The sequence below is a fragment of the Nocardiopsis kunsanensis DSM 44524 genome (assembly GCF_000340965.1).
In the GTDB taxonomy this organism is placed as follows: domain Bacteria; phylum Actinomycetota; class Actinomycetes; order Streptosporangiales; family Streptosporangiaceae; genus Nocardiopsis; species Nocardiopsis kunsanensis.
Window position 1 is genome coordinate 97,672 of record NZ_ANAY01000003.1, and the last position, 22,635, is coordinate 120,306.

19 protein-coding genes and 2 pseudogenes are annotated in these 22,635 nt (G+C 71.8%); 10 read left to right on the forward strand and 11 right to left on the reverse strand.

Annotation, left to right across the window (positions count from 1 at the left end):
- Positions 1–692: 692 nt before the first annotated feature.
- The 4 genes from D456_RS0103095 to D456_RS0103115 all read right to left on the reverse strand — a co-directional run bounded on the left by D456_RS0103095 (position 693) and on the right by D456_RS0103115 (position 6,052).
- Positions 693–2,330 carry an ABC-F family ATP-binding cassette domain-containing protein gene (locus D456_RS0103095; protein WP_017574689.1) on the reverse strand — a complete coding sequence of 546 codons (1,638 nt, stop codon included), beginning with the start codon at positions 2,328–2,330 and terminating at the stop codon, positions 693–695.
- A gap of 335 nt (positions 2,331–2,665) precedes the next feature.
- Positions 2,666–4,369 (reverse strand): glucose-6-phosphate isomerase, encoded by a 1,704-nt coding sequence (gene pgi, locus D456_RS0103100; RefSeq protein ID WP_017574690.1) that lies wholly within the window; start codon positions 4,367–4,369, stop codon positions 2,666–2,668.
- Between the two features lie 34 nt (positions 4,370–4,403).
- Complete coding sequence (locus tag D456_RS0103105) at positions 4,404–5,219, reverse strand: ion transporter (protein ID WP_017574691.1); 816 nt, start codon at positions 5,217–5,219, stop codon at positions 4,404–4,406.
- A gap of 131 nt (positions 5,220–5,350) precedes the next feature.
- Positions 5,351–6,052: a FadR/GntR family transcriptional regulator gene (locus D456_RS0103115; protein ID WP_017574693.1), complete on the reverse strand. Its 702-nt coding sequence runs from the start codon at positions 6,050–6,052 to the stop codon at positions 5,351–5,353.
- Between the two features lie 214 nt (positions 6,053–6,266).
- On the opposite strand from D456_RS0103115, the gene D456_RS0103120 reads away from it, so the two are divergent.
- The 4 genes from D456_RS0103120 (at position 6,267) to D456_RS0103135 (ending at position 10,873) form a co-directional block, all read left to right on the forward strand.
- Positions 6,267–7,034 (forward strand): (Fe-S)-binding protein, encoded by a 768-nt coding sequence (locus D456_RS0103120; protein WP_017574694.1) that lies wholly within the window; start codon positions 6,267–6,269, stop codon positions 7,032–7,034.
- Positions 7,031–8,452 carry a lactate utilization protein B gene (locus D456_RS0103125; RefSeq protein WP_017574695.1) on the forward strand — a complete coding sequence of 474 codons (1,422 nt, stop codon included), beginning with the start codon at positions 7,031–7,033 and terminating at the stop codon, positions 8,450–8,452. The genes D456_RS0103120 and D456_RS0103125 overlap by 4 nt, the downstream gene beginning before the upstream one ends.
- Positions 8,452–9,096, forward strand: a complete 645-nt coding sequence (locus D456_RS0103130) for a LutC/YkgG family protein (protein ID WP_017574696.1) — start codon at positions 8,452–8,454, stop codon at positions 9,094–9,096. Before D456_RS0103125 ends, D456_RS0103130 begins: the two co-directional genes overlap by 1 nt.
- A 184-nt stretch (positions 9,097–9,280) precedes the next feature.
- Positions 9,281–10,873 carry a hypothetical protein gene (locus D456_RS0103135; protein ID WP_017574697.1) on the forward strand — a complete coding sequence of 531 codons (1,593 nt, stop codon included), beginning with the start codon at positions 9,281–9,283 and terminating at the stop codon, positions 10,871–10,873.
- Positions 10,874–10,900: 27 nt separating this feature from the next.
- Here D456_RS0103135 and D456_RS0103140 read toward each other — a convergent pair whose 3' ends face one another.
- Positions 10,901–11,395: a GNAT family N-acetyltransferase gene (locus D456_RS0103140; RefSeq protein ID WP_083904494.1), complete on the reverse strand. Its 495-nt coding sequence runs from the start codon at positions 11,393–11,395 to the stop codon at positions 10,901–10,903.
- A 142-nt stretch (positions 11,396–11,537) separates the two neighbouring features.
- Between D456_RS0103140 and D456_RS0103145 the strand changes: the two genes are divergently transcribed.
- The 5 genes from D456_RS0103145 to D456_RS0103165 all read left to right on the forward strand — a co-directional run bounded on the left by D456_RS0103145 (position 11,538) and on the right by D456_RS0103165 (position 17,627).
- On the forward strand, positions 11,538–12,083 hold the full coding sequence (locus D456_RS0103145) for a hypothetical protein (RefSeq protein WP_017574699.1): 546 nt from the start codon (positions 11,538–11,540) through the stop codon (positions 12,081–12,083).
- A gap of 111 nt (positions 12,084–12,194) precedes the next feature.
- Entirely contained in the window at positions 12,195–13,808 is a 1,614-nt protein-coding gene (locus tag D456_RS0103150; RefSeq protein ID WP_017574700.1) for a PD-(D/E)XK nuclease family protein, read from the forward strand.
- Positions 13,809–13,885: 77 nt separating this feature from the next.
- Positions 13,886–15,031, forward strand: a complete 1,146-nt coding sequence (locus tag D456_RS0103155) for a hypothetical protein (RefSeq protein ID WP_026115525.1) — start codon at positions 13,886–13,888, stop codon at positions 15,029–15,031.
- Positions 15,032–15,125: 94 nt separating this feature from the next.
- Positions 15,126–15,908, forward strand: coding sequence for an SDR family NAD(P)-dependent oxidoreductase (locus tag D456_RS0103160; protein WP_017574702.1), 783 nt, complete (start codon positions 15,126–15,128; stop codon positions 15,906–15,908).
- A 282-nt stretch (positions 15,909–16,190) separates the two neighbouring features.
- Positions 16,191–17,627 (forward strand): hypothetical protein, encoded by a 1,437-nt coding sequence (locus D456_RS0103165; protein WP_017574703.1) that lies wholly within the window; start codon positions 16,191–16,193, stop codon positions 17,625–17,627.
- 89 nt (positions 17,628–17,716) lie between these two features.
- Here D456_RS0103165 and D456_RS0103170 read toward each other — a convergent pair whose 3' ends face one another.
- The 5 genes and pseudogenes from D456_RS0103170 to D456_RS26455 form a co-directional block, all read right to left on the reverse strand.
- Positions 17,717–18,139 (reverse strand): YchJ family protein, encoded by a 423-nt coding sequence (locus D456_RS0103170; protein WP_017574704.1) that lies wholly within the window; start codon positions 18,137–18,139, stop codon positions 17,717–17,719.
- 89 nt (positions 18,140–18,228) lie between these two features.
- Positions 18,229–18,405 (reverse strand): hypothetical protein, encoded by a 177-nt coding sequence (locus D456_RS27020; RefSeq protein WP_017574705.1) that lies wholly within the window; start codon positions 18,403–18,405, stop codon positions 18,229–18,231.
- A 130-nt stretch (positions 18,406–18,535) separates the two neighbouring features.
- A complete protein-coding gene (locus D456_RS0103180; protein ID WP_239643769.1) occupies positions 18,536–19,246 on the reverse strand; it encodes a DUF4352 domain-containing protein in 711 nt (236 codons plus the stop codon).
- Positions 19,247–19,336: 90 nt separating this feature from the next.
- Positions 19,337–20,162, reverse strand: a pseudogene (locus tag D456_RS27200) (SAM-dependent methyltransferase).
- A gap of 99 nt (positions 20,163–20,261) precedes the next feature.
- Positions 20,262–20,588, reverse strand: a complete 327-nt coding sequence (locus D456_RS26455) for a hypothetical protein (RefSeq protein ID WP_152442468.1) — start codon at positions 20,586–20,588, stop codon at positions 20,262–20,264.
- A gap of 291 nt (positions 20,589–20,879) precedes the next feature.
- On the opposite strand from D456_RS26455, the pseudogene D456_RS23555 reads away from it, so the two are divergent.
- Positions 20,880–21,104: pseudogene (locus tag D456_RS23555) on the forward strand (SAM-dependent methyltransferase); the annotation flags it as partial.
- A 58-nt stretch (positions 21,105–21,162) separates the two neighbouring features.
- On the opposite strand, the gene D456_RS0103200 reads toward D456_RS23555, so the two are convergent.
- A complete protein-coding gene (locus tag D456_RS0103200) occupies positions 21,163–22,485 on the reverse strand; it encodes a sodium:solute symporter family protein (RefSeq protein WP_017574710.1) in 1,323 nt (440 codons plus the stop codon).
- Positions 22,486–22,635 lie beyond the last annotated feature (150 nt).

Genomic DNA, 22,635 nt, shown 5'->3' on the forward strand with positions numbered 1-22,635 from the left:
GGGCGGTCTCTGAGGGCCTCGGGTTCCTGGTCTGTGGTGTGGAGGCCCGGGGGTGGTGGGTGTGCGTGTGGCTGGGCGGGGTTCGGCGCGTGGGTATTGCTGCCGGAACCGGCTTCGGCTGTGGTTCTTGTTGCCAGGGTCGGATTCGAGGCCCAGGCGGTGCCGGGCCGGGCGGTTGATAGTGCCCGTGTGGGCACCGTAGGCGGGTGCTGGTGCCCACACGAGCACTGTCAACGGTGGTTTTCGGTCTCCGGGGCCAGCCCGGGGAAGGGGCGGACCGCACACCCCGAGGCGCCGCGAACAACCCACCACACACCCGCCACCATCAGCGCAATGAAGCAGGTGTGGCGGGGCGCCGAAGCGGGTTGCGAGGAGCCCCGGCCGGGCTACGCTCGAGGCTCCGACGAACACCACCCACCTGCCACCGGTCCATGGCCCATGCCCCCACCTGTCACCGATCCACCGGACTCCACCAACTAAAGTTACTTCAGTTCAGTAGACACCTGTGGCCTGGGGTTTTACGCGGCCTGAGACAGCGCCGCAAGCCTCTCTCGAGCAGCTTCAGTGCGGCGACGTTCATACTCGGCCGGGCTGAGCTGACCGTTCGCGGAATGCCGCCGCCAGGGGTTGTAGAACCCCTCGGTGCAGGAGAACACCTCCCGTTCCACTTCCATCGTCCGCGCCGGCACCGGTCAGGGGCCGGGGACCGCGCGGCCACCGACCAGATGCAGTTGCCTGCCCTCCCAGTTGCGGCGCAGCCAGCGGTCGTGCGAGGCGACCACGACAGCGCCGGGTGCGGTGCCCAGGGCCTCCTCCAGCTCCTCGGCCAGTGACAACGACAGATGGTTGGTGGGCTCGTCCAGCAGCAGGACGTCGGGGGCGCGGCCCACGAGCATCGCCAGGGCCAGACGGCGGCGTTGGCCCGTACTGAGCAGGCCGACCGGCCGGTCCTGGTCGCGCGGGGCGACCAACCCCAGATCGACCAGCCGCGGCGCGTCGGTCCGTCCGGCGTTGAGCGCGTCGTAGAGCGAGCGCGGAGTGCGTTCGGGGTCGGCGAACCGCACGTCCTGTTCGAGCAGGGCCGCGGTGGTGCCACGGGCCCAGCTCACCTCACCCTCGGCGGGGGTCAGGCGGCGGGCGAGGGTGTACAGGAGTGTGGATTTTCCTGCCCCGTTCGGGCCGGTGACGAGCAGGCGCCCGTCGGCGGGCACGTCGAGGTGGGCCAGCCGCAGACGCCCGGGCACCTCGACCCCGCGCAACATCAGGGCCTGGTCCCCGGCCGTGGCAGGCCTGGCGGTCAGCTGTCCGGAGAAGGACAGTTTGCGCGGCGGTTTGCGCACCTGCTCGCGTTCGAGCTCCGCCAGGCGCCCGCGGGCATCACGCACCCGACGCGAGACCTGCTGCTGCACCCGCTCACCGGAGGCGTCGTAGTTCATCTTCTCGTTGTCCTTGGGCCTGCGGTTGTGCCCCACCCTGCGCGCGGTGGTGCGTACCGACTCGCGCAGGGCCTTCAACCGGTCCTGCTCGTACTCGTGGCGCTGCTGCCAACGTTCGCGTTCGACCTGCTTCTCACGCAGGTAGTAGGTGTAGGCGCCCCCGTAGTGGACGGGCCCGTCCACGGCCGGGTCGAGGTCGACCAGGCCGGTGCAGACCGCGTCCAGGAAGACCCGGTCGTGGCTGGCCAGCACCACCAGACCGGGCAGGTCGCGCAGGTACCCCTCGAAGAACTCCAGCGCGCTGTCGTCGAGGTGGTTGGTGGGTTCGTCCAGCAGCAGGGCACGCGGTCGGCGGATGAGCAGCGCTGCCAGGGCCAGGCGGGCGCGTTGGCCGCCCGACATCCGTGCCACGGTGCGGCCGGCGTCCAGCCCGTCGAGCCCGAGTCCGGCCACGACGAGGCCGGCGCGCCGGTCGGCGTCCCAGACCTCGAGGCGTTCGGCGTCGGCCAGGAGATCGGCGTACTCGGCCAGGGCCCGGTCGTCCCCGGGTCCGGTGTCCACGGCCTCGGCGCTCAGGGCCAGGCGCCGTTCCACCTCGCGGGCGGGCGCGAGCGCGTCGTCGACGACCCCGCCCAGGGTGGCCTCGGCCCCGTAGGGCAGTTCCTGATGCAGGAACCCGGTGTCGTCGGGACGTTCGATGTTGCCGGCGTCTGGCTCCTCCACGCCGGCGAGCAGGCGCAGGAGTGTGGACTTGCCGGCGCCGTTCTCCCCGACCAGGCCCAGGCGCTGGCCGGGTGCCACGTCGAGGCCGACCCCGTCCAGGACCACGTGGCCGCCGTAGGAACGGGACAGGTCACGGGCGCGCAGCAACGCGGCGCCGGTGGGAGCGGACATGGTGTGCGGATTCACGGTGTGGGACCACCCTTCGTCATGGGGGTGGGCCTCGATGCGCGCAGGGGACCGCCGGCGGCGGTCCGCTGGGGCGAGGGTGTCGCCGACATCGAGACCGCACCACGGGCCGGGGCTGTGGCTCGCCGAGCGGGGTCGGCTCCAGCCCTCTCCGGGCGAGCCCCGCACACTCGGGCGATCGGTCTCGATGTCAGTTGCGCATTGCTCGTGCAGAATAGCGGCACCGGACGGGCTGCGCAAAGGTTTTTTCCACGCGCCCGCCCGAGCCGTCCCAGGGCCGGGCCCGACCACCTGGGCGGGGCGGGGCCCGGCGACACCGCTCAGTCGCGGTGGCGGAAGCTCCGGTACTGCTCGACCAGGGAGGCCGTGGAGGCGTCCAGTCCGGGCACGTCCTCCCCGTCGGTGAGGGCGGGTTCGACGCGCTTGGCCAGGGCCTTGCCGAGCTGGACCCCCCACTGGTCGAAGGAGTTGACGTTCCACACCGCGCCCTGCACGAACACCTTGTGCTCGTAGAGGGCGACGAGCTGGCCCAGAACCGCGGGGGTGAGCTGCCCGGCCAGGATCGTGGTGGTGGGTCGGTTGCCCGGGAAGGTGCGGTGCGGCACCAGGTGGGCGGGCACGTCTTCGGCGGCGGCCTCCTCGGCGGTGCGTCCGAAGGCCAGGGCCTGGCCCTGTGCGAAGAGGTTGGCCATGAGCAGGTCGTGCTGGCCGCGCAGGTGGTCGGGCAGGTCGGGGCCGGGTCGGGCGAACCCGATGAGGTCGGCGGGCACGAGGCGGGTGCCCTGGTGCAGGAGCTGGAAGTAGGCGTGCTGGCCGTTGGTGCCGGGGGTCCCCCAGACCACGGGGCCGGTGTTCCACGCGACCGGGCGCCCGTCGCGCTGGACGGACTTTCCGTTGGACTCCATGTCGAGCTGCTGCAGGTAGGCCGGGAAACTCGCCAGGTGGTGGCTGTAGGGCAGCACGGCGTGCGTGTGGGCCTCGTGGAAGCCGCCGTACCAGATGCCCAGCATCCCGAGCAGGAGCGGCAGGTTGGCCTCGGCGGGCGCGGTCGCGAAGTGCTCGTCCATGAGGTGGAAGCCCCGGAGCATCTCACGGAACTGTTCGGTCCCCACGGCGATCATGAGTGGCAGCCCCACGGCCGAGTCGTAGGAGTAGCGGCCACCGACCCAGTCCCAGAACTCGAACATGTGGGTGGTGTCGATGCCGAACCGGGCGACCTCGTCGGCGTTGGTGGAGACTGCGACGAAGTGGCGGGCCACGGCCTCGTCGTCGCCCTCGCGGCCCAGCGCGTCCAGGAGCCAGCGCTTGGCCTCGGCGGCGTTGGTGATGGTCTCCTGTGTGGTGAAGGTCTTGGAAGCGACCACGAACAGGGTCGTGGCGGGGTCGGCGTCGATGAGGGCCTCGTGCAGGTCGGAGCCGTCGACGTTGGAGACGAAACGGAACTCCAGGCCCCGGTCGCTGTAGGGACGCAGCGCCTCGTATGCCATGGCCGGGCCCAGGTCGGAGCCGCCGATGCCGATGTTGACCACGCGGGTGACGGGGCGCCCGGTCCGGCCCAGCCAGGTGCGGGCGCGGACCTTCTCGGCGAAGCCGGCCATGTGGTCCAGGACCCGGTGGACCTGGGGGACCACGTCCTGGCCGTCGGTGCGGACCACGGACTCGCGGGGAGCGCGCAGGGCGGTGTGCAGGACCGCACGGTCCTCGGTGACGTTGATGTGTTCGCCGCTGAGCATGGCGTCGCGCAGGTCGGCCACGCGGGTGGCGCGGGCGAGGTCGATCAGCAGGCGCCAGGTCCGGTCCGTCACGAGGTTCTTCGACAGGTCCACGTGCAGGTCGCCCACGCGCAGGCTGTTGCGGTCCACGCGTTCGGGGTCGGCGTCGAACAGTTCGCGCAGGTGGGTGGAGCCCAGCTGGGCGCGGTGCTCCTCCAGGGCCTTCCACTCGTACCTGCGGTCCAGTGCGATGGCCGCCTCGGCCCGGTCCCCGGTCGCTTCGGCGCGGGGCAGAGGTGTGCTGGCAGACATCCGATGCTCCTGTCCGTACGGTCTGAACTCTCCTCTAGCCTTGCACAGAAGCGCGTTCCCGTCGCAGGGTCTCGACCTCGGTACGCAGCGAACGCAGTTCTTCCAGGACGAGGTCCTGGGTGGTCCGGTCCTGGGGGCCGCTGGGGCCGCCCAGGACGCGGGTGCGGTCGGAGCCGGGCTCGTGGAGGGCTTCCACGGCCACCGCGATGAACAGGTTCAGGGCGATGAGCGTGGACACCAGCACGAAGACGGCGAAGAAGACCCACGCGTAGGGCTGGTGGGCCATGACGTCGTCGGCGATGCCGGACCAACCGTCGGCGGTGAAGATCTGGAAGAGCGTGAACAGGGACGCTCCCAGGTCACCGAAGTGTTTCGGGCTCTCGGCGCCGAAGAGTTCGGTGGCGATGACCGCCGACACGTACAGCAGCAGCACGACCAGGACCATGATGGAGGCCATACCGGGCAGCGCGCGGAAGAGGCCGGCCACGACGTGGCGCAGCGCGGGGACGACCGTCACCAGGCGCAGCACGCGCAGGACCCTGAGCACACGCAGGACGGAGAAGGGCCCGCTGGTCGGTACGAGTGCGATACCGACGACCACGAGGTCGAACCAGCTCCAGGGATCCCTGAAGAAGCTGCTGCGGTAGGCGAAGAGCCGGAGCGCCAGCTCGACGACGAACACGGCCAGGATCACCCGGTCGATGCGCATGAGGAGGTCACCGTGGGCCGCCATGACGGCCGACGAGGTCTCGCACCCGAGGATGAGGGCGTTGACCAGGATCAGCGAGATGATGAGGGCCTGGAACCAGGAGGCCTCGACGGTCCGGTGGACGCCTTCGCGTACGGTCACTACTCCTGGGGCTCCGTTCGGGGTCGGTTCGAGGGCGGTCGAATCTTACCGTCGGTCACCGACATCGACGACGTGGCAGTGGATTCGGACGCCGGAACCCCCGGTGCCGGGTTCGGGTGAGGGCCCCGGTGTCAGTCGGCCGAGGCCCCGAGTTCGGCACGCAACCAGTGCTCCACCCGCATCACGTGGGTCGTGGCGGCAGCGCGGGCGGCGTCGGGGTCGCGGGTCAGGAGCGCCTCGTGGATGCGGTGGTGGTCCTCGCGGAGTTTGGCGGTGAGCCCGGCCTCGCGGTGTCCGTGCCAGACGCGGGCGTGGAAGCTCGCGGAGCTGAGGCCGTCGCTGACCGCGGCGAGGGTGGCGTTGCCGGTGGCGGTGACGATCGCCTGGTGGAAGCCGAGGTCGGCGGAGACGGTGCAGTCCCCGCCGTCGATGTCTTCCAGCAGGGTGCCGATGTGGGCGATCTGGGCGTCGTCGGCGCGTGCGGCGGCCAGGGCGGTGGCGGCGGGTTCGAGCATGCGGCGCACCTGGAGGACCTCCAGGAGGGTGGAGCCCTGGGAGACCTCGGCCAGCACGGAGAAGGTCTCCAGCAGGTCGGCGGGGCGCAGGGCGGTGACGTAGACGCCGGCGCCGTGGCGTGATTCCAGGACACCCAGGGTGATGAGGGCGCGGATGGCCTCGCGCATGGAGCTGCGGGAGACCCCGAGGTCGGCCGCCAGGTCGCGTTCGGTGGGAAGGCGGTCACCCGGGCCGAAACTGCCGTCGGCGATCCGGCGTTTGATCTCCTCGACGGCCCTCTGGGTCACGGGGGTGCGCCGGGCGTCGAGGTCGGTCACGGAGGTCTCCAGGTGTCGTGGGCCGGTTGGACGCGCCGGGGGATGGGAACCATCGTGGCAGTTTCTCCCCGCCCACACTAAGAGATCGTACCAATCCCCCTTCCGAGATTCGGAGAACACCCAGAACCTGCTTGGTCATGGACACGTTCCTTGTTCCGCTCTTGACCTCGTGCCAGAGTGGTCGGACCACTGACGGGTGGATTGGAGAAGGAACATGCGGATCGCGCTGTTCATCACCTGTGTCAACGACACGTTGTTCCCCGACACGGGGCGGGCCGTGGTCGAACTGCTGGAGCGGCTGGGGCACGAGGTGGTCTTCCCCCAAGGGCAGACCTGCTGCGGACAGATGCACTACAACACCGGCTACCGGCGCCCGGCCACGAAGCTCGCGGTGCGTTTCGTGCAGACCTTCGACGGGGCCGACGCGGTGGTGGTCCCCTCGGCCTCGTGCGCGGCCATGATCCGCGAGCACTACCCCCGGCTGGGCCGGAGCGGCAGCCGCCTGTCCCGCAAGGTCGCCGCCCTGGCCCCGCGCGTGTACGACCTGACCGAGCTGCTCGTGGACGTGCTCGGGGTGACCGACGTGGACGCCTACTACCCGCACCGGGTCGCCTACCACCCCACCTGCCACGGGCTGCGGATGCTCGGCCTGGGCGACCGCCCCTACCGCCTGCTGCGCGCTGTGCGCGGCCTCGACCTGGTGGAGGTCGGCCGACCCGAGGAGTGCTGCGGGTTCGGCGGCACCTTCGCGCTCAAGAACAGTGACGTCTCCACCGCCATGGGCGCCGACAAGGCCCGCCAGGCCGTCGACACCGGGGCGGAGGTGCTGTGCATGGTCGACAACTCCTGCCTGATGCACGTGGGCGGGATCCTGCAGCGCCAGCGCTCGGGCGTGCGGGTCGCCCACATCGCCGAGATCCTCGCCCGCACCGAGACGAGCGAAGCCGCCGTCTCCCCCACCACGGAAGAGGCAGACCGTTGAGTGCCACGTTCCTGGGTATGCCGCCCTTCCCCGAGGCCGCCCGGGCGGCCGTCGAGGACTCCCAGCTGCGCCACAACCTGCACAAGGCCACCCACACCATCCGCGACAAACGCGGCCAGGCCGTCGGCGAGCTCGACGACTGGGCCGAACTGCGTTCCGAGGGGGCCGCGATCAAGGAACACACCCTGCGCCACCTGGACCGCTACCTGGAACAGGTGGAGGAGTCGGTGCAGCGGGCCGGCGGGACGGTGCACTGGGCCTCCGACGCCGCGGAGGCCAACGCGATCGTCACCCGCCTGGTGCACGGGACCGGGCAGAGCGACGTGGTCAAGGTCAAGTCGATGGCCACGCAGGAGATCGAACTCAACCGGGCGCTGGAACAGGCCGGCATCACCGCCTACGAGACCGACCTGGCCGAACTCATCGTGCAGTTGGGCCAGGACCTGCCCTCGCACATCCTGGTGCCCGCCATCCACCTGGGGCGGGCCCGGATCCGGGAGATCTTCCTGGAGCACATGGCCCGGTGGGGCGTGCCGGCTCCCCAGGGACTGACCGACGACCCGCGTGCGCTGGCCGAAGCCGCCCGTGTCCACCTGCGCGAGCGGTTCCTCAACACCCGTACCGCGATCTCGGGGGCCAATTTCGTGGTCGCCGACTCCGGGACGACGGTGGTCCTGGAGTCGGAGGGCAACGGGCGCATGTGCCTGACCCTGCCCGAGACCCTCATCTCCGTGGTCGGCATCGAGAAGATCGTGCCGACCTTCGACGACCTGGAGGTGTTCATGCAGCTGCTGCCGCGCTCCTCCACCGGCGAACGCATGAACCCCTACACGTCGATGTGGAGCGGGGTGGCCCCGGGCGACGGGCCACAGGAGTTCCACCTGGTCCTGCTGGACAACGGACGCACCGACGTGCTCGCCGACACCGTGGGGCGCCAGGCACTGCGGTGCATCCGCTGCTCGGCCTGCCTGAACGCCTGCCCGGTCTACGAGCGCACGGGCGGGCACGCCTACGGGTCGGTCTATCCCGGCCCGATCGGGGCGATCCTCACCCCTCAGCTGCAGGGGATGTCCTCGGAGACGGACCGGTCGCTGCCCTACGCCTCCTCCCTGTGCGGGGCCTGTTACGAGGTGTGCCCGGTGGCCATCGACATCCCCGAGGTCCTGGTGCACCTGCGCGAACAGGCCGTGGAAGGGCCCGGGCGCACGGGCGAGAAGGCGATGATGGCCGGTGCGGAGGCGGCGCTGTCCTCGCCCGCCGCGTTGGAGGCCGCGCAGCGGGCCGCCTCCGCGGTGCGCGGCGCCGTGCCCCGGCACCTGCCCGGGGCGGCCTCGGCCTGGACCGACACCCGTTCGGTGCCCGAGATCCCGGAGGAGTCCTTCCGCCGGTGGTGGAAGAAACGAGGAGAGGAGCGCTGATGAGCGGTTCCCGAGAGCGTGTGCTGGGCCGGGTGCGTGCGGCCCTGGAGGACGTGCCCGCCGACGAACCGGCCGAGCGCGTCCCGTCCCGTACCTACGCCCGCAGCCACGGCGCGGGCCCCGCCCTGGAGGTGCTCGTGGACCGGCTGGAGGAATACCGGGCCCTGGTGCACCGGGTGCGCCCCGAGGAGTTGGCCGGACAGGTCGCCGCGGTGTTGGAGCGGCGCGGGGCCCGCCGGGTCGTGGTGCCTTCCGGGGTGCCCGGGGCGTGGTTGGCCGAGACGGACGTGGAGCGTGTACCCGACTCCCGCCAGGATCCGCGTTCGCCGGGCGAACTGGACGCGGTGGACGGTGCGGTGACCGGCTGTGCCGTGGCGGTGGCCGAGACCGGCACCATCGTGCTCGACGGTTCCCCCGACCAGGGACGGCGCTCCGTGACCCTGATCCCCGACCACCACCTGTGTGTGGTGCGGGCCGACCAGGTCGTGGACGCGGTGCCCGAGGCGGTGCGCCTGTTGGAACCGACACGGCCCCTGACCTGGATCAGCGGCCCCTCGGCCACCAGCGACATCGAACTCGACCGGGTCGAGGGGGTGCACGGGCCCCGCACGTTGGAGGTCCTTCTGGTGGCCGGAAACGGGTGAGGAACCCCGCAGCGGGCACCCGCGCGGGCAGCAGACCGAAACGGCCGGGCCACGGGACCGACAGCCGGGGGTCCGTCCTGTTCGCAGCGGCCGGGGATATTTTGCCGTTCCTCAGCGAACAGGGATCGGCAGCAGTTAGCCTGAGTCCGTTTCGGCGACCAAAAACACTTTCGGTGATCACATAATGACTGAGCGCATTTTCTCGGCCGTCCGCTCCTGGCTCGACTGGTCCCGAGGGCTGCACCTGCCCGCACCACCCGACGCCGACGCCCTCACGCTGGTCCTGCATGCCCACCGTGACTGCGGCGCCCCCGACCCCGGCGACTGGACGGTGCAGGACGTGCACGAGGTCGCCGCCGCCGTCCACGGCTACCGTGGCGGCCCCGAAGCACTGCGCTCCGCCTGGCTGCTGTGGTGCGACCACCTCGTCGAGCGCGGCGAACTCACACCGGGCCAGAGCCCGCGCGCACTGCGCGAGGCCGTGGCCGAGGTCGACCTCGTCGCACCGCGACTCCAGGAGGAGGAACCCGACCGCACCCTGGAACCCCTGCTGGAACGCCTCGGGGCCGGTACCCGCCCGGCCGTGGACCTGCCGGCCGTCGTGGCCGCCCCCGCCGAGGAACTCGACACCGCAGCACTGCAGTGCACCGCCCTGTCCGAAGCCGCCCGCCTGACCGTGTGGATCGACGGGGGACGCGACCTGGCACCCGGCACCACCCAGGACGCGCTGCGCCTCGAGGACCTGGCCGCCGCGGCCGAGGCCCTGGGCACCGGCCCCGAACAAGTACGGGAGAGTTTCGCCGTCGCCCGCGAGGCCGGACTGCTGCGCACCACCTACACACGTGTGCTGCCCGGTCCCGCCTCCCGCGACTGGGCCGCGCGTGTACCGGGCGCCGTCGCCGACGCCTGGGCCGACGCGCTGCCGCTGATGACGGGGCTGCGCGGGGTCCTGTCCTACCTGGTACTCACCGAACTGTTCACCACCGGGACCGCACACGGGCCCGCCGATCTGGCCGCATCCTGCGCGCTCGGCTCCGCGGCCGAGGTCGAGGTCGAGGTGGAGCGGGCCCTGTCGGTACTGGAAGGGCTGGGCGCGGTCACCTCGCACGGGACCGGTTCACGCGGCGGCCGGGGCCCGCTGCCCGGGCAGCGGGCACGCCGGATCACGCCCCTGGGCGACCGCTTCATGGTGCGGCAGCTGACCAAGGCGGAGGTGCCCGTACGGGTACTGCCGCGCGTCGACGCGATGTCCGGAGAACAGGCCCTGGAAGTGGTGATGGGGCACTCGCGCCCCCTGGACACCGAACTCGTGCTGTCCCGCTGGCTCACACGCCAAGCGGAACAGGGACGGTTGAGCACGGCGGTCACGGAACTCTTCGACGCCTGCGCCGACCCCCTCCAGTGGCACCGGCGCTCCGCCGTCCTCCACCTGGTCCGGCGATCGGCGACGGACGTGAGCGGGCTGCTGCCCTTCCACGTGCACCACCCCGTCGTGGGCGGCTGGGCCCGGCGGATGCGCCCCGGGTACACCCCCGACCCCTGCTCCCACCAGGACGTGTGGGCGGTGCTGGACGACCACGCGCTACTCATGGAAGCCGGGACCGCACCCGCCGAGGACCCCCGTCTGAGCGCACGCGCGGGGGAACTGGTCCGAACGATCGTGCTGAGCGGTCACCCGCGCGCCGCCCACGTGCTGGACCTGCTCGCGGAGGGCTCATGGGGCGCAGAAACGGCCCGGGCCGCCGAGAACGCCCGGGCCGCCGAGGCCATCATGTGAGAAGGGGCCCGGCCCCGGAGCCGGGCCTCACCCCTTGAGAGTGAGGCAGTAGGCCATGAGCCGCACGCCCGGTTGCGGTTCCCAGTCGCGTTCGTGGACCCGCTCGAAACCGCGCGCCCGGTACACGTACTGGGCCGAGACCATCTCCGGGAGCGACAGCAGCACGATCCGCGAGACACTCTCCTCACGTGCGCGCTCCACCAACGCGTTGACCAGTGCTTTTCCCACACCGCGGCCGCGGGCCTGCGGTGCGACCGCAAAGGCACGGACCTCGGCCTCGTCGGCCCCGCGCGCGATCTCGCTGTGGTCGTGCCAGGGTTCGAACATGATGGTGCCCAGGAGCTGGTCGCCCTCGGCCGCGACCAACACCTCGCCGTGCCCGTCCGCGCCCAGGTCGCGAAGGGCCTGCACGTAGTCGGGGTTGGCCTTCAACAGACCGTCGGCCCGGTAGGCGGTCTCACGCAGCGCGCTGACGGCGTTCATCTCATCGGGAAGTACTCGACGCACGATCATGGACGTCATTCAACATGATCACCCCCGCCGTTCCCCGACTTCTCCGCACCCTCGCGCGTGGCTTCCCGGGGTTGTCCACAGGCCCGCCCACGGGCGCCCGATCCGTTGCACCATGGTGGGCGACGCATCCGTACGACGACCGGAGGCTCCGATGGTCTCGACCTGGTTCCCGTCCGACACCGACCAGCTCTTCTCCCTGGCCCGCGCGCACCCACGGGCACTGGACACCCTGCGCGGGTGCCCCGGGGACCGGCTGCCACTGGAGCGCCTGGTCGTGGACCACCTCAGGAACGAGTACACCGACTACTCGCGCGACCGCAGCGCCCCGAGGCACCGGGAAGCCTGCGAGGCCGTGGCCGCACGCTTCCCGCACCTGGCCCGCGAGTGCCGGCTGCAGATCCGCCGCCGGCACCGCGCGGAACAGGAGGCCGAGCTGCTGCGGCGGCGCTGGGACCCCTCGCAGCGCCCCCACCGCGAGCATCACCGTGCGTTGGCACAGGCCTCCCGGCGGGCGCTCTGCCAGCTGTCGGTCGGCCAGGCGGTGACGTTCCGGTTGTTCCGCCACCACTACGCCGGCACGATCACCGGGGTCGGACGCTCCCGGGTGAGTGTGGCCTACCGGACCCGTACCGGCCGTGACCGCGACCGGGTGCGGCAGATGCACGCAGCCCTGGTGGCACCGCTCTCCGACCCGTGACACCGCCGGCCCCGCAACACCCCCGCAGGGCCCGCACGCCGGCCCCGCCGGGCCACCGGCCCGCGGGCGAACACGAGCCGCGCCCCCGGGCGCACGGAGGGAGACCGCCCCGTGTCCGGTAACACCCGCACCCCGCACACCCCGTGCGTGCGCATCCCGGCCGAGGCCGTCACCGCGCGCCCGGGGAGCTGTCCCACCCACGTGCGCGCCTCGGCCGACCACAAGGTCGAGCACCCCGGACGGCACAAACCGGACCCGCTGTGCACCGACCCGCTCACCGCGCTGAACGCGGCACTGGACCTGGTGGAACTCGACGGTCGCACGGCCGAGGAGGCCTGTGCCCGCCTGCCGCGCCCGGGAGAACGCCCGCACAACCACAGGGGCGCCCCGCTGGCCCCGCTCCACGAAGGTCTGCTCACCTGGGTCCGACACGCGGTGCGCACCTGGCTCGGTGCTCTGGAAGGACCACAGGGCCAGGCCCGTGTCCCGTGCGCACAACCGTGGCTGCTCCGGTTCCCCCCCCGGTACCGCTCCCCCGGCGCCCGCACCTACGAGATCCTGGCCCACGGACGCAGCTACACGCTCCTGGAGGGCACCGACCAGGTCAGGGAACTGCGTGTACCCGTGGTCGGCACGCCCGACGACGGCGCCCCGGGCCCGGCCGACGCGATCGCCGCGCACGTCCTGGCCACCGGTTCCCCGGTCGACCGCACGGCCGTGGACACCGGGCCCTGGCGCCACCGAGCAGGCCACCCGCTGCCCACCCGCGGGGACGTACCCGCACCCGACCGGGTGCGTGTGCTGCAGGTCTCCTGTACCGACGGCACCGAGCAGGTCCGGTTCGACGGCACACCCGCCGAGGCCGGGCAGCTGTACACCGAACGCGGCAGACCCGCCCTGCGCGCGCTCTCCTCACCCGCCGGGGCACGCGTCCCGGGTCCCGACTGCGCGCCCTGCAAACTCCACCGGGGCTGCGACGGACCCGCACAGGTCCCGGGGCTCCTGGGCTTCCGGGACCGTACCCGGCCACGGCGTACGTGGTCGGTGCAGGCCGGCCTGCGCCACCGCACGTGCCCCGCCTCGGCCCACCTGCACGACCTCGGCCTCCCCGGGGCCGGGCCTTCCCCCGAAACGGTGGTGCGCGCCCGCCTGGCCCGCGCACACCGTCGCTCACCGAGCCGGGCCTGCACGCCGGAACCCCGGCCCCGCACCACCGAACCACAGGTGGCCGACCTGCTCTCCGCACACGCCGGCACCTGCGCCCTGCACACCGTCACCGCCGGCGCTCCCGTGCACGCAGGACTGCGGCTCCCCCTGCAGGACCCCCTCGCCGACGTGCTCGTGCTGGCCCGTGTCGACCTGCTGCACCGGAAGGAGGGCTCCTGGATCCAGCGCCAGACCGCGGTCACCGACACCCGCGCCGGAGCCGAGGGCCCCGACCTGCTCGACCTCCACCCCGAGCTGGCCCTGTCGGTGCTGCTGTTCGCCTCCGGGACCATCACCCCCGGAGCGCACTCCCGGGTGGAGCTGGAACGCCTCACCCCGCAGGGCGCCAGGGTCGACGTCTTCGACCCGTTCTCCCCCGGCCTGCGCGACCGCGCGGCCGCGGTGGTCTCCGAACTCGCTTCCCCCTGGCACCAGGACACCGCGCACGCGCCGGCCCCCGGCCCCGCATGCGGTTCCTGCCCCCAACGGCGCTGGTGCCCGGAGGCCCCCGCCCCCTGATCCGGCCCTTCGCCCTCCGGTCCGCCGAATCCCTGTTTCCCGGCCACACCGGTGCACCGCCTCGCTACCCTCCTGACATGGCCGACAGCACCACGAACAGCAATGACCCCACACCCCCGCGACCCAAGCGCATCCAGTACCACCGCCCCGGCCCGGACCTGGCCGCGGCCATGGCGTGCGAGCTCTGCGCCGAGCAGGGCATCAGCAACCCGCCCGGCTGGAACCCCGCGCTGCGCCCGCCGAAGAAAACCCGGTCCGCCGACGAAGAACCCCCGGCCAAGAAACGCATCCTGCCCATCAACCCCGACCAGTCCCGACTCCTGCGCCAGGTGTGGGACCGGGTGATCGAGGACCGGGCCGGGGACGACCCCGAGAGCCGCATGCTCGCCGTGGCCGTCGCCCTGCGCGCCGCCATCCGCGGGTTCTCCTACGTGCTCGCCCACGACATGAAGATCCTGCGTATCGACAACCCCGAGCCGTCGTTGGCGTCCCTGACCTCCTCGGGATGGCTGGGCTCGACCCCCGAACGCATCCTGGCCTCCGGCCCCCTGGACCCCGAGCTGTGCGACATGCCCTCCTTCCACGGCAACCCGTGGCAGGTGGTGGAGGCCGTACGCACGCGCGCGTCGGGCTGGTACACCCGCGCGATCAACCACCGCAAGATGCGTAAGAAACCTGCGCGGCTGCGTGTACTGGGCGCCTACCTGGCTTCCCGGGCCGACCAGGACGGAAGGATCTCGCTCCCGGCCGACCGCATCATCGAGGCGTGCGCGCTCAGCGGCCCGATAGAGCTGGTCGAACTCCTGGAATGGCTGGCGCGCATCGACTGGATCACCCGGCCCGACCTCGCCCAGGACCCGGTCGAGGTCTCCCTGACCGAAGTCACCGGCCCGATGGCGCCCACCCCGTACCCGCCGGACACCCCCGCGAAGGTCACCCCCGCCTCCACCCCGCTGGACCGGCCGGTGCAGGAACGCGCCGACGCCCTCGTACTGGGCCGGGAGGCCGAGGTCGCGCGCTGGGTGGGGTCCTACCGCCAGGAACACGGCCACGGCCCCAGCTGGTCGGTGATCTGTGACGAGTTCGGGTGGCCGGCCCGGCGCGCACCCGACCACGACGTCACCGACCGTATCTTCCACCACCTGCGCGAGGACGAGTGGCTCACCGGTTTCGGGGCCCCCTTCGCCCTGCGCCCCGGCCCCCGCGCGGCCCCGGAAGGGTAGAGCACAAGGCCCTCCCCCGAGCCCCGCACCCGCCCCTGCCCGCGGCACCCGGGTACGCGCCGCGCACATGCCCTGACGTCCTAGAATTCCGCCCATGCCACACTCCCATCACCCCGGCGGGCCGAGCACCGCCCCCGACCGGCCCCGGACCGTCCTGGTCACCGGCGCGGCCCGGGGCATCGGCCGCGCCGTCGCCACCGCCTTCGCACAGGACGGCGACCGTGTACTCGTGCACTGGAGCAGCCGCCGCGAGGAGGCCGAACACACCCTGGCCGGCCTGCCCGGCCGGGGCCACGTACTGCTGCAGGCCGACCTGGCCGATCCCGGGGGCGCCGCGTCCCTGGCCGGGCAGGCCGTGGACCGGGCCGGCACCATCGACGTGCTGGTCAACAACGCCGCCGTCAACCTGCCCCAGCCCCTCACCGAAACCCCTTACGAGCAGTGGCAGCGGGTGTGGCGGCACACCATGGACGTCAACGTGTTCGGGGCAGCCGACCTCAGCTACCTCCTCGCCCGGAACATGATCGAGCACGGGGTCCCGGGCCGCATCGTCAACGTCGGTTCACGCGGCGCCTACCGTGGCGAACCCGACCACCCGGCCTACGGCGCGAGCAAGGCGGCCCTCCACTCGCTGGGGCAGTCCCTGGCGGTCGCGCTCGCCCCGCACGGGATCGGGGTGGCTTCGGTCGCCCCGGGGTTCGTGGAGACCGAACGGGTCGCGCACCGCCTCACCGACGCGGTGCGTTCCGACAGCCCCTTCGGACGTGTGGCCACCCCCGAGGAGGTCGCCGCCGCGGTACGCTACCTGGCCTCCCCCGAGGCGGTGTGGTCCTCGGGCACCGTCCTGGACGTCAACGGCGCCTCGCACCTGCGCTGAACACGCGGGGCCGCGTCCGCCACGCGGCCCCGACGTCCCGCGGCCCGGTCCGGGTCCCGGCCCTCCGGGGCCGCCGCCCCGGACACCCCGCACCCGCCGTTCCCTCGCCCCGCCCCGTTCCCCGCCGGCGGGGAAACCGCGGGGAACACCGGTTCCTCCCGGTTGGCGCGGCCCGCCCGCGCACTCTTTCCGAGATGTTCGCCGAAACCGGCCCACCAGCGGGCGCCGGGGCGATAGAAGTGGAACTGCCCCGGCGTCACAAGGGAACTCCAGGGAGCACCAGTGCCTTCTCACCACACCTCGTCCGACCCCCAGCACCGAACCTCGGCACGGCTCGTGGCCCTCCAACCGGAGGAGCTCCTGGTCTTCGAGGCCGCCCACAGCCCGCTGATGGCCGACGCACTCAACCTCGCTCTGTGGAGCGCACCCACGACTCCGGTCACACCCGAGTCCATGCCCGAGCTCGCCATGGCGCGCGAGGCCATCGATGACCTGGGACTGTGGCCCCGGGAGATCACCTGTGAGGAGTCCCGGACCCTGTGGTTGCAGAGTCTGCGGTCGGTCTCGGAAGCACCACGGCTGGCCATCCCCTGGCGCGCCGCCGTGCACCTGAACATGATCGACGCCTCGGCCGGCCAGGCCCGCCCCAGCCGGGAACTGGAGGAGGGCTTCGACGAACCCGGCCAGATCATGCACTGGTGGGCCGGGCTCCTGTCCTGGGCCGTCGACGAGTCCGACAAGGTCCTGACCACCGTCGTCCCGGAGGCCGCCGGGCCGCGCCTGGTCTCCCGGGTCCTGCACGGGCTCTACGAGACCCTCGACGGTTCCCGTCCCCGCCTGGAGGATCTGGTCGCCGACGGGCTGGCCGGCAGCGCACACACCGACGCCCTGACCCGGCAGCGCGCACAGGAGGCCCTCCTGCCCCTGTTGCAGTGGTTGTCGGAGACCGGCGCCCTCGAGGTGCACCTTCCCGGCCCTGAAGCCCTGGACGACCGTGAGAGCGGCAGGCCCTGCAGCGAACACGCCCATCTGGTGCGCCTGACGCCGTTGGGGCGTTTCGGGGTACGGCACCTGTTGCTCGCCGAAGGCGTGCCCGCCCCGCTCATCGACGACTACGCCGACGTGTCCGCGGAAGCCTTCCTCGACTCCCTGCCCGGGTTCTCCCAGGAGGGTCGGCTCGTGGCCGTGGACACCTGGATGTCCGCGCGCACCCCCGCCGAGGCGCTCCGGCAGATCGGCCCCGCCGTCGAGTCCCCCGGGCTGGCCCTGCGCCGGGTACACGCCGCCCGCGCCCTGGACACCGTCGGCTCCGAGCTGCTCGCACGGTTGCGGATGCTCACCCGCACCGCACCCGACCCCGTCGCCGCCATGGCCGGGCACGTCCTGCTCGCGTCGGGGACCCTGCCCGCAGAACAGCACGAGAAGGTCCTGCGTGAGCAGGGGGCCTGGGCCGCCGTGGACCTGGTGGCCGCCACGGCCCTGGAGGGGGAGGCCGAGCTCGCCTGCGTGCTGGCGGACCCCGGGGCCGACGTGCTCACCCTGAACCTGTCTTTCCTGATCCCCGGTTTCGTCGCCTCGGGGCACCCCGCCGCTGCTGCGGCGCTGCAGGCCCTGGCCGACCACCACCCCGACCGCACGACCGCCGACCTCGCACACCGCTGCGTACCTCTGCCGCCGCCGCGTCCGTGGCAACGCCGCCGCCGCGGCCCGGCCCAGTAGACCACCGGTCCGCTCCCCTTCCGCGGACCGGCCCGCCCGTGGCCGTGCGCACGGCCTGCTGCGGCGCGCGGGGCGGGCCCACGAGGCCTTCAGTCCGTGAGCGGTTCGAGATAGACCCAGGCGCCCTCGTGGCGCACGAAACGGCTGTGTTCGTGCATCCGGCCCGGTCCGGAGGCGTCGCGGTAGTGGGCCGCGAACTCCACCGTCCCCTCCCGGTGGAACGGTGTGCCCTCCGAGGCCGCGAGGATCTCCAACCCCGTCCACGTGGTCGCCGTGTCCGGTTGCAGGTCGGGCGGGCACGTGTCGGGGTGCCAGGTGCGGCGCAGGTGTGCCAGGTCCCCGACCGCGAAAGCGCTGTAGCGCGAACGCATCAACTGCTCGGCCGTGGACGCGCGCGAGGTGTCCGCGTGCAGGGGGCCGCAGCACTCCGTGTAGGTACGTCCGCTGCCGCAGGGGCAGTCGGCGCCGGCGGCGGGGACGGACGGGCTGGTACGTGAACGGCGTCGCGGCATGCTCCCCATTGTGCCCCGGCCCGGTGCCGCCCTGTACGGGTACGCCGGTTCCGGGGCCCTGGGAAGCCGCGGGCACGGGGCGCAGGCAGTTATCCGAACAGCTCGAACAACAGGATCATGACCCCGATACCGGCCATGGACAGAAGCAGGACCCAGCACCCCACGCTGCCGGTCGGGCCCGGATCGCGTGTGGGTCCCCGGTGGATGTCGTTGGCACCCTTACCGTGCCCGGGGCGGCGCTTCGACTTCTTCTTGCGGGCGGCCATCGCGCGTTCTCACCCTTGTCGCTCGGTTGTCCGTGGTCCCTGGAGAGCCTACGGCACCGGCCTTTCGGCCACGGTCCCCGCATCGGCCCGCGCCCGTGCGGATCGGCTCGGCCGGCGCCCGCGGGCAAGGTCACGTCCGGGGTTCGAGCACGGCGGACCCGCCGATGCGGACCTCGGCGAACTGGGTCCCCTCAGGAGCTGTGAGTACGACGTAGGTCGTCACCGTCTGCCCCGGGTCGATGTCGTCCCCGAAATAGTCCCAGGCGACGGTCCACTCGGCTTCCTCGTCGTGGGTGAGTTCCCGCCCGTCCGTGGTGGTCGCGGTGGTGCCCACGGTGTCGAAGAGGTCCGGTACGTCGCCCTCGTTGGTGACGTGGAGGCGGTAGATGTGGAACTCCGACCCGGAGGGGGCGGTCTGGCTGCTGCCCATCCCGTCGGTGATGGTGGTGTCGGTGTAGGCGGTCTCGCACTCGACCCTGAAGTTCCCCGACCACGTGGAGGTCCCGTCGTAGGAGCTCGGGGGGACCTCGTGCTCCGCCGGCCCTCTGCGTCCGGAAGCGCGCTCCTCGTCCTCCTCGTCGCTCTCTTCTTCGGCCTCCTCCTTCTCGGGTCCGGGTTCCTCGGACTCCGCAGCGGGCGGTGCCTCCTCCCCCGATCCGCCCGTGTGTACCACCATCATGGTCAGGGCGATCCCGGTGGCCAGGCAGAGGAGCACCGCGAGGAAGACGGAGAGGGGCACCGCGACGGCGAGCGCGATCCTGGACGAGCGCTGGTCCGGGCCCTCCCCGCCGGGGCCCGGGGGCGGTGCTTGCTGGTAGCCCATATACACTGTGACCCACATCACCAGCAGGACATTCCGCCCTTGTACATACTTTGCCCGGATTCGCCAGGGGCCGGCACACCACGGCGCCGGCCCGCGCACCGGGCGGCCTCAGGGTTTGCGGCCGACCGCGCCGTAGCCGTCGACCTCCGGAGGCACCCCGACCCCGGTCTCTTCGTAACGCCAGCGCGTGACCGTCACCAGCCCCGGCTCGACCAGATCCAGGACCTCGAAGAATCGGCCGATGCGTTCGGGCGACCGCTGGACGTAGAGCACCCCGCCGCTCTCGTTGTACTGTTGGTGCGCCTCTGCGTTGGCCCGGCTGTGCACATCGGTGCCGTCGTTGACACCAGGTGACTGCCCGAGGGCAGCGCGGCCATGAGACGGCGCACGAGGTCGCGGGCCTCCTCCTCGTCGGTGATGTGCCCGAGGACACCCATGAGCATGAGCGCGACCGGGCGGTCGAGGTCCAGGTGTTCGCGGGCGGAAGCCAGCACGTGTTCGGGCTCGCGCAGATCGGCGTGCAGGTAGGCGGTCGCCCCTTCCGGGGTGCTCGCCATCAGCGCGCGGGCGTGGGCGAGCACGAGCGGGTCGTTGTCGACGTAGACGATGCGGGCCTCGGGTGCGACGGCCTGGGCGGCCTCGTGGGTGTTGTTGTGGGTGGGCAGCCCGGCCCCCACGTCCAGGAACTGGCGGACCCCGGCCTCACCGCCAGATAATGCACGGTGCGTTCCAGGAAGGCGCGCGAGGCCCGGGCACCTTGGGCCATACCGGGGAACAGTTCGAGGAAGGCCTCGGCGGCTTCGCGGCCCACGGGGTAGTGGTCCTTGCCGCCGAGCCAGTAGTTCCACACCCGCGCCGAGTGGGGGATGCTCGTGTCGGTGGCGGGGTCGTTGTCCATACTGTGCCGTTCTGTTTTCGAGGGGCCGAAAGACATCGGGCAGCTTTTCAGCCGGCGTGTTCGGTGGTCGGGCCCGGGGCGCGGGAGAACGGGGCAAGGGCCCTGGGGCGAGGGGCCCGGGGCCGGAGAGGCAGGTCAGTCGACCGGGCGCCGCGGACGGGGCACGAAACAGAAGGAGCTCAGCAGACTCCGGGAGGTACGTGGGTCCGGGCAGTGAACGGGCGCCTCGTCGCCGACCGGGCGCGATCGGCGATCGTGGCAGCGTCGGCGGATGCGCAGCGGCTGAGCACCCCGGCAGCGCTGCTGGTCGTGTTGGGCCATGGGCGCGCTGAGGGACGGGGGTTTGACCAGCAGAGCGCAGACGGGAACCGGATCGAGCTGTACGGCCGCCAGCGAGGCGAGCAGGACGAGGAGCAGAACGGCCGGGGAAGGCACCGACCGCGCACGTCGAGGGCGGATCATACCCCCAGCATCGCAATAATCACCCTCCGTTGTGGTGTTCTCACGAAAAAATCGGGGTCACCCAGAGAAAAGTACGCACGGTTTCACCCCCGGACGTACACCCCCGGCGCCCCCTCCCACCGGGGCTTCCCGAAGCCCCGCGGCTGCGGGCTTCTCGGGTTGCCCGCCCCCTTCGGGGCAGCAGAATGCGAACCGACCGACAACTCTGAGGGCGAAGAGGACCACGTGGCGGATCTCCCCTCGATCGACACGAGCATCCCCCACTCGGCGCGGGTGTGGAACTACTGGCTCGGCAGCGACACCAACGAACCCATGATCGAGGCCTCACGAGGGTGGAGCGAGTCCGCTGCTGCGCCCTACCACCTGCACAGCCCCGAGGAGATCGCAGGTTTCTTCACCGGCCCGGAGCTGGTGGAGCCGGGTGTGGTCTCGGCCTTGCTGTGGCACCCGCCGGAGACCGAGGTCGGTGTGCCCAGTGAGGTGGACCAGTACTGCGGTGTGGCGCGCAAGGCCTGACCTGGCCCGAGGGGCCGGCCGGTCCCCCGGGCAGGCGCACCTGCCCGGGGACCACGGGTCAGTCCGCCCCGACAGCCTCCAGGCTCCGCGCGTCCGGAGCCTTGGTCAGGAGGCTGACGAGCACGAGGGAGACCACGGCGGTCGGCAGGGCGATGATCACCCCGTTGAGGTCGCCCGGTGCCCCCGCCGTCTCCCACCCGATGGTCGCGGCAGTACCGGCGACCAGGGCGGCCACGGCGCCGGCAGTGGTGGCGCGTTTCCAGAACAGCACGGCGAACACGGCCGGGGTGATGCCGGCCCCGTAGATGGTGTACGAGTACATCTGCAGGTCGAGCACGGTCGGGAAGTACAGACCGAGGGCGATCGCGACGAGTGCGATGGCCAGCACGGACACCCGCTGCACGAACAAGGTGCCGCGGTCGCCGATCCGTTCGCCTCCGAAACGCGCAAAAAGGTCGAAGGCGATGTTGGACGCGCCCGACAGCATGAACGAGGAACCCGTCGTGATCACGAAGGCCACCGCCCCGGCCAGGAGCACACCGCCCATCACCACGGGCAGGTGGCCCTCCGAGGCCAGGCGCAACACGGACTCGTCGCCGCTGACGCCGGGGACGAGGATCGCGGCCGCCGTGGCCAGCAGCACCACGGGAACGAAGACGAAGAACGAGGAGAAGAGCATGCCCAGCGTCGAGTTGCGGGCGCTGCGCTCGTCCTTGGCCGCGGCCAGACGCTGGTAGAGGTTCTGGTCGGCGAGCAGGAGCAGGAAGAGCGGCAGGAAGTAACCGAGGAGCTGGAGCCCGGTCAATCCTCCGGAGGGGGTGCTCGCCACCTCCGGCAGACCCTGCCAGTAGTCGCTGGGGCCACCGACCGCCAGCAGAACGATCGGCACCGAGGCGACCACCGCGACCACGAGGGTGCCCTGGGTGTCGTCCAAGGGTGTGATGAGGGCCAGGACGTACCCGCCGCCGACGAACTGCGCGGCCACGAGCCCGATGTAGGCCACCGCGGTGACCAGGGCGGCCACGGTCCGCACTCCGGTGCCGAAGCGGGCCTCCAGCAGCTCTGGGATGGTGTGCCGCGCGGCCCTGCGGATACGCCGTGCGATGAGGAGCAGGACCAGGATGCCCAGGGGCGTTCCGGCGAAGAAGATCATCCCGGCGATCGGCCCGTGGTTGTAAGCGAAGTTGGCACCGCCGATGATCGTTCCCGACCCGACCCAGGTGACGAGCAGGGTCGCGATCATGACCGGGGTGGACAGGCTCCGTCCCGCGAAGAGGAAGTCGTCGCCTCCGCCCACCTTGGACGAGCGGGAGAAGTACAGGCCGATGCCGACCATCGCCAGCAGATAGAGGCCGAGGATCACGAGGTGTGTCGTCTGCATGGATCGCCTCGGGAAGATCGTAGGAGCGTGGGGGCGGGGTCCCGCCGGTGGCCGATCCAACCAGGCTGCCCCACTGCCATGCAATAGATGTTGCAACTATTGTGGCTTGGGTCACTCTGTTGTTTTCGGGGCCCGTGTCGCGCCTGCGCC

What these genes read in the sequence shown, in the direction of transcription:
- D456_RS0103095 (WP_017574689.1), bottom strand. Translation starts at nt 2,330, where the DNA reads ATGTCCGCTCCCACCGGCGCCGCGTTGCTGCGCGCCCGTGACCTGTCC.
- pgi (WP_017574690.1), bottom strand. Translation starts at nt 4,369, where the DNA reads ATGTCTGCCAGCACACCTCTGCCCCGCGCCGAAGCGACCGGGGACCGG.
- D456_RS0103120 (WP_017574694.1), top strand. Translation starts at nt 6,267, where the DNA reads ATGCGGATCGCGCTGTTCATCACCTGTGTCAACGACACGTTGTTCCCC.
- D456_RS0103130 (WP_017574696.1), top strand. Translation starts at nt 8,452, where the DNA reads ATGAGCGGTTCCCGAGAGCGTGTGCTGGGCCGGGTGCGTGCGGCCCTG.
- D456_RS0103135 (WP_017574697.1), top strand. Translation starts at nt 9,281, where the DNA reads ATGACTGAGCGCATTTTCTCGGCCGTCCGCTCCTGGCTCGACTGGTCC.
- D456_RS0103140 (WP_083904494.1), bottom strand. Translation starts at nt 11,395, where the DNA reads ATGACGTCCATGATCGTGCGTCGAGTACTTCCCGATGAGATGAACGCC.
- D456_RS0103145 (WP_017574699.1), top strand. Translation starts at nt 11,538, where the DNA reads ATGGTCTCGACCTGGTTCCCGTCCGACACCGACCAGCTCTTCTCCCTG.
- D456_RS0103155 (WP_026115525.1), top strand. Translation starts at nt 13,886, where the DNA reads ATGGCCGACAGCACCACGAACAGCAATGACCCCACACCCCCGCGACCC.
- D456_RS0103160 (WP_017574702.1), top strand. Translation starts at nt 15,126, where the DNA reads ATGCCACACTCCCATCACCCCGGCGGGCCGAGCACCGCCCCCGACCGG.
- D456_RS0103170 (WP_017574704.1), bottom strand. Translation starts at nt 18,139, where the DNA reads ATGCCGCGACGCCGTTCACGTACCAGCCCGTCCGTCCCCGCCGCCGGC.
- D456_RS27020 (WP_017574705.1), bottom strand. Translation starts at nt 18,405, where the DNA reads ATGGCCGCCCGCAAGAAGAAGTCGAAGCGCCGCCCCGGGCACGGTAAG.
- D456_RS0103180 (WP_239643769.1), bottom strand. Translation starts at nt 19,246, where the DNA reads ATGTGGGTCACAGTGTATATGGGCTACCAGCAAGCACCGCCCCCGGGC.
- D456_RS26455 (WP_152442468.1), bottom strand. Translation starts at nt 20,588, where the DNA reads ATGATCCGCCCTCGACGTGCGCGGTCGGTGCCTTCCCCGGCCGTTCTG.
- D456_RS0103200 (WP_017574710.1), bottom strand. Translation starts at nt 22,485, where the DNA reads ATGCAGACGACACACCTCGTGATCCTCGGCCTCTATCTGCTGGCGATG.